The sequence below is a fragment of the Paracoccus sp. MKU1 genome, from assembly GCF_001447385.1.
Classification (GTDB): Bacteria; Pseudomonadota; Alphaproteobacteria; order Rhodobacterales; family Rhodobacteraceae; genus Paracoccus.
The window spans coordinates 1-5,220 of record NZ_LLWQ01000123.1 but is presented as its reverse complement, the minus strand read 5'-3'; the positions used below and the strand labels follow the sequence as shown (position 1 = coordinate 5,220).

The following is a 5,220-nucleotide window of genomic DNA, read 5'->3' as shown; positions in this document are numbered from 1 at the left end:
ATAAGGTGGAAGTGAGGGCCCGAAATAAATAAGAACCGCACCGGGTTAAGTGTTGGGATAATCGTTTCTAAAAAAGGTCCGCAATATTAAGATTGGCGCTATAACGGGTTTAGGAAAGATAATATGGTAGGGAAAAATGACATAGCAGCAAAAGAGGATTTGATTGATTTCTTTGCCAGCTACGGCGCAGTTCACACAGTAAATATAAATGCGATTGATTTATCGCAAAAACTAACGGCTTTCTTTAATGAGATACCAATCCTTATTACCGATTCGAAACGAGCGGAAAAACGAGCGCGTGCCGCAACTGATCTGTCGAATTTTTTCCACGCAGTCCAAACCCCTCTGAAGATCGAAATAGAGTGCGGAGGTTTTTTAGATATTTGGTCGATTGTGGGTCTGAACGGCTATGAGGTCAGAACGGCACGTGTTCTTGCTGGACTTTGGAATTATGATTTTGGTGGAAGAGTATCCCGCGCGTTCATCACGAGCTATCTGGAAGGAGCCATTCCAAAACAGAACTGGGAAGATGAATTGCGCCGAGGCTATAAAATTTATACGGAAGTCAACCCTCTGGGCGATGAGGCGGACCGAGTTGATCTAATCGTCGAAACAGATAAGTTTTTAGTAGGAATAGAGATAAAAATCCGAGCGGGACTTGGGGAGAGGCAACTTGAGCGTTATGCGCTGGCTTTGAATGCACGCGCCACTCACATCGGAAAGTGCTCTTTCCTTATACTTCTCGCCCCCTACAAAACGGAAGACTCAGGAATATATCTGTCCACATGGAAGGATGTTGCGGCATCGGCAAGGTCCGCAATATCCTGTTCCTCGGATAATCAAGCTATAGTCAACCATATTATCAACAGGTTTGGCGATTATGTTTCTAAACACTAAGGAGAGCATCATGGACGAAGCGGAGCTCAAGGCGGCAGAGGTAATCGCACGAAATATTGAACTTTTGGAGGATGCTTACGCTATTGCCACAGAGAAAATGGATGCAAAGCTATACGAGGCATCCAGAGATATATTTGAGGAGAAGCAAAGAACTTTTTCTTGGGAGTATGGCCCTGGAAGTGAGCTCAACGACGGCCCGTGGCTGGCCCCAACCGAGTGGCGCGCCGAGGGTGAAGAAGTAGGAGGAGACTACTATCTCGTCTGCGGTATTGACGCGCACGATGAGTCCGAAACCTGGGTCGCGCATTTTGCGGGCGGACCTGAAAGGCGGGTTTATCTTACTATTTTCACGAATACAGTGACCGGAGTAAGGAGGCTGAACAAACTAGCAAGCACGATCACAGATGAAGTGAGCGAGCTCGCCGAGCTAGGGTTTATGTTCGACGCCAGCGTTTTCGCTCTTAAACTGCCATTAAAGTTTGATCGCGAGGAAGTTGCAAAAGGTTTTGCAGACGACGATCTGTCTACGGCACTTGCACCGATTGGTCTTGCTCTCGACAAGATAAAGGAGGCTCGCCCAATTCTTGACAAGGTTGCAGAGGCCGTGCGGCGGTTCAACGCCTAACTGTCCGCGCCCAGCATCTGACCATATGCTTCCCCATCCTGCCCTCTGCCATGAGGATAGGGTGGAGAGATCACACCTGTCAAAATGCGCCTTTGTTGTCTCCCTCGCTCATGCGTCCCCCTCTACCATTCGCTGCAAGGACGACGGCGGCAGCATCAAAGCCTCCAATTCCGCTTGATCCGGTGTGACCGGGGTGAAGTCCCATTGATCGACGCCGACATTGACCTGCCCCTCGGCACCGCGCCAGCGGGTATGAACATGGCCGAACAACTGCACCACCCCAGCCCGCGCACCGTTCCAGGTAACAAGCGGATAATGACACAGGACGAAGCGGCGATCGCAGATGGCGACCTCGACCAGATCGTGGACCGAGGCCCAGGGCAGCGTGTGCACCAGCCAGTCGGGATCGTGGTTGCCGCGCACCAGATGTTTCCGCCCAGGTAGCACGGCGAAGGCCGCCTGCGCGGCCATGCGCCCCACGTCGGTCTCGCAGGCGGCGAAATCGCCGATGATCCACAGATCGTCTTCGGCGCCGACTACTCCTGCGCGGTCGATCATCGCGGCATCCATCGCAGCGGACGAGGCGAAGGGACGCCCGAAGAACCGCCGCACCGGATCATCGGCGAAATGGGTGTCGGCAGTAAAGAAATGGGCCATGCGGGAACCTCTCGACCAGGGCACGACCAATATCGCAATACGGTGCGGGCCGTAAAAGGCCCTCGGCTTCTGCGACACGTCCGGAAATGACGCATTAGGTGACTAGAACCGAGTCGACACCGGAAGAATCAGCCTCGGCGGAATTTCCTGCCTGCAGCGCCGAATAGGGGGACATGACCATGAAGCTTGCCGAAGCGCTGGTTCAGCGCAGCGACATGACAAAGCGCCTGGAGCAGTTGAAAGCCCGATTGCTGCGCAATGCCAAGGTGCAGGAGGGCGATGAACCCGCCGAGGATCCGGCCAGCCTTCTGGCCGAGCATGATCGCCTTGCGGCCGATCTTCAGCGGATGATCGCCCGGATCAACCGCACCAACAGCCGGACGGCCTTCGACGGCGGCGTCCTGACCGATGCGCTGGCCGCCCGCGACGTGTTGCGGCTACGACAGGGCGCCTATCGGGATCTTGCCGAAGAGGCCACGCTGACATGGATGGTCGGCACGCGCAGCGAGGTGCGCTGGCGTCCGATGATATCGGTGGCGCAGGTACAAAAGACGGCCGATGCGCTGGCGAAGGAATTGCGTGATCTCGATTCCCGAGTTCAGGAGGCGAACTGGCATACGGAACTGATGGACTGACAGGGTTTGGCCGGTATCCGGCGATCGGAAGCGAATACATCCCACCGGCGGGCGAAGTCCGGAACCTGCAGCAGCGCCAGGGGCGGCGTGCCGACACAGCTCATTCCCAGCACTGTGACAGGAGCAAGGTGAAAGTGACACCTGACAACCGCGCATTGATCCGATTGCAGGAGAGGGAGGGCAAGGGGGATTGTTCCGCGCCGAGCAAAATGATCATGGCCAAAATCATCAAGGCACCGGAAACGGTGAATGAAGGCGGCCGAAGATGACAGACGCAACCACCGAACAGAGCGCCTGTCCAGTTCCAGGATACCGTGGCCGAGAGACAGGGGCGCCCTCTCCCCTCGCCCCGCCACGGCTGTCGGCCTTCAATACGTCAGCTCTTTGCAAAGGCCTGCAAGCGCAGCCAGATCGACCCGCGACGACGACGCGTCCTGCTCCAACAGCGGCCGGGTCAGAAAGGGATGGAACTTCTCGAAGCACAAGGGCGGGTCATGGGCGAAGAGGTCCACGCTGGCGCCCTGGGCGATACCGGTCAGGAAGGCGCGCAGATCGGGGGTGGCGTCGGTGGCCAGAACCTCCAAAACGCCATCATAGGGCTGCACCCGGAAGCCCACGGATTGCAGCGCGAGCGCCAGCGTGGTCGAGACCACCGTGCCCCGTCGCGTCATCAGCAGAAAAGCCCTTGGCGAAAGTTCATGGATGCGCTCACTGCCCAGCGCCGAATAGCTGCTTCGCGCCTGTTCCAGCAGCGCGACGGCAAGCGGTTCAAGATAGACCGGCACCGCGCGATCGCCAAGGATATGGAACATCCGCTGGATCACGCGGTCGTGGATCAGACCCGGGTTGCCCGCGAAATCGGGTGCAACGCCCGCCTTGGCCGGATCCACCACGATCAGGCGCGCGTCGGCGTGAATCTCACGCACCTGCCAGCGTCGACCCGAGAAGATCAGCAACGAGCCCGGTGCAAGAATATTGTCCACGGGCAATGTGCCGAGTTTCTCGGCGCCGTTCTGCAGGCTGTATTCCTCGGGGGTCTGGAAAACGGCGTAGAAGCTGTAATGCTCGACCAGTTTTTCGCCCTTGCCGCCCAGCAGCAGGATGCCGTTGCCGGCTTGCTCGATCAAGGCGGTGTCAGGATGGCCGATGGCGCGCAGGACCTGCTGGAAAAGGGCCACATTGACACTTCGGAAAGGGCCTTCCCGGCAGAGCAGGCGGTGCAAACCCGCCGCTGTCGCGCCGCCGCGCTCGGCGATCACCGACAGGATCTGGTGGACCAGCGTCGACAGATGCAGCGCCTGGGGCGCTGGCGGTTCGCACCAACCTTCGATCAGCAGGTCGATCATCGCGACGGCACGCACCAGATCAAGCCGCAGCCGATCCGCCAGGTTGGCATCCGGGCGCGGCCATGCCTCGATCACATATTGCCGCAGGATGGCCGGCTGACCGGCGCGACGTCCGGATCGGCCAAGGCGCTGCCTCAGCGAGGCCACGCTGAACGGTGCGCCGATCTGGGCCACGCAGGTCACGTCACCGATGTCGATGCCCAGTTCCAGCGTCGAGGTGCAGATCGCCGTGGTCGGCAGTCGCCCGTCCTTGAGCCGCCGCTCGACGAAATCGCGGTGCTCGCGCGACAGGCTGGCGTGATGGGCATGAAATTCCTGCGGCAATCCCGCCGCGTCGCACAGCTGGCGCAGCTTGTCGGCATAGATCTCGACCCGTTCACGGCTGCCGGCAAACACCAGGTTGCTGCTGCCGCGAAGCCGTTGGAACAGGTGCCCGGCGACCAGATCGGCAGCCGCCGGCTCATCAGGATCGGGGCCGCCCGCGACATAGCCGCGAAGCTGCACACGCAATTCCGACCCGCCGCCGGTCGCGGCAATATGCCCGACCGCGCCCGGATCGTCCGGGCGCAGATAGGCGCAGGCCAGGCCGATGTCGCCCAGCGTGGCCGACAGGCCGATCCGACGCAAGGGGCGGCCAAGCCGGCTTTCGATGCGGTTCAGCAGCGACCGCATCTGCACCCCGCGCTCGCTGTCCAGCACGCTGTGCAGCTCGTCGATCACCACCGCCCGCAATGCGCCGAACAGTCCGGGGATTTCATTGCCACGCCGGATGAACATGTTGACCGGCGTGGAATAAGGACCCCGCTTCTGGGGTGATCGGCGTCCAAAAGGGACCCCACCGACCGGGGGTTGGGTCCAAAGTGCTTCCGAGGATTATCGGAGGCCGAGCGCGGGATGCTGATCGTGGAGACAATCGCAAAAATCAGGCGGCTGCATTTTACCGAGGGCAAGGGGATCAAGACGATCTGCCGCGACCTGAAGCTGTCGAAGAAGGTGGTGCGCAAGGTGATCCGTACCGGGATAACGGAGTTCACCTACACCCGGACGGTTCAGCCACGCC

General features: G+C 59.2%; 5 protein-coding genes and 1 pseudogene. 4 read left to right on the top strand and 2 right to left on the bottom strand.

Features of this window, described 5'->3' with window-relative positions:
- Positions 1 to 123: 123 nt before the first annotated feature.
- Both AQY21_RS27710 and AQY21_RS08040 read left to right on the top strand, forming a co-directional pair.
- Entirely contained in the window at positions 124 to 897 is a 774-nt protein-coding gene (locus tag AQY21_RS27710) for a PD-(D/E)XK nuclease family protein (protein WP_082658035.1), read from the top strand.
- 10 nt (positions 898 to 907) lie between these two features.
- Positions 908 to 1,522 carry a hypothetical protein gene (locus AQY21_RS08040; protein ID WP_058097191.1) on the top strand — a complete coding sequence of 205 codons (615 nt, stop codon included), beginning with the start codon at positions 908 to 910 and terminating at the stop codon, positions 1,520 to 1,522.
- A 108-nt stretch (positions 1,523 to 1,630) separates the two neighbouring features.
- Here the strand turns inward: AQY21_RS08040 and AQY21_RS08035 are convergent, their stop codons facing one another.
- A complete protein-coding gene (locus AQY21_RS08035; protein ID WP_152988162.1) occupies positions 1,631 to 2,179 on the bottom strand; it encodes a metallophosphoesterase in 549 nt (182 codons plus the stop codon).
- A gap of 173 nt (positions 2,180 to 2,352) precedes the next feature.
- Between AQY21_RS08035 and AQY21_RS08030 the strand changes: the two genes are divergently transcribed.
- Positions 2,353 to 2,814 carry a DIP1984 family protein gene (locus AQY21_RS08030; protein WP_203416451.1) on the top strand — a complete coding sequence of 154 codons (462 nt, stop codon included), beginning with the start codon at positions 2,353 to 2,355 and terminating at the stop codon, positions 2,812 to 2,814.
- Between the two features lie 368 nt (positions 2,815 to 3,182).
- On the opposite strand, the gene AQY21_RS08025 is transcribed toward AQY21_RS08030, so the two are convergent.
- The gene (locus AQY21_RS08025; RefSeq protein WP_058097190.1) at positions 3,183 to 4,937 is read right to left on the bottom strand and encodes a helicase-related protein; all 1,755 of its coding nucleotides are present in this window, start codon (positions 4,935 to 4,937) and stop codon (positions 3,183 to 3,185) included.
- Between the two features lie 117 nt (positions 4,938 to 5,054).
- Here AQY21_RS08025 and AQY21_RS29680 point away from each other — a divergent pair.
- Positions 5,055 to 5,220: pseudogene (locus tag AQY21_RS29680) on the top strand (IS21 family transposase); the annotation flags it as partial.

Bases quoted from the DNA above. Each gene is read 5' to 3' on its own strand.
- AQY21_RS08035 (WP_152988162.1), bottom strand. From the start codon at position 2,179: ATGGCCCATTTCTTTACTGCCGACACCCATTTCGCCGATGATCCGGTG.
- AQY21_RS08030 (WP_203416451.1), top strand. From the start codon at position 2,353: ATGACCATGAAGCTTGCCGAAGCGCTGGTTCAGCGCAGCGACATGACA.
- AQY21_RS08025 (WP_058097190.1), bottom strand. From the start codon at position 4,937: ATGTTCATCCGGCGTGGCAATGAAATCCCCGGACTGTTCGGCGCATTG.
- AQY21_RS27710 (WP_082658035.1), top strand. From the start codon at position 124: ATGGTAGGGAAAAATGACATAGCAGCAAAAGAGGATTTGATTGATTTC.
- AQY21_RS08040 (WP_058097191.1), top strand. From the start codon at position 908: ATGGACGAAGCGGAGCTCAAGGCGGCAGAGGTAATCGCACGAAATATT.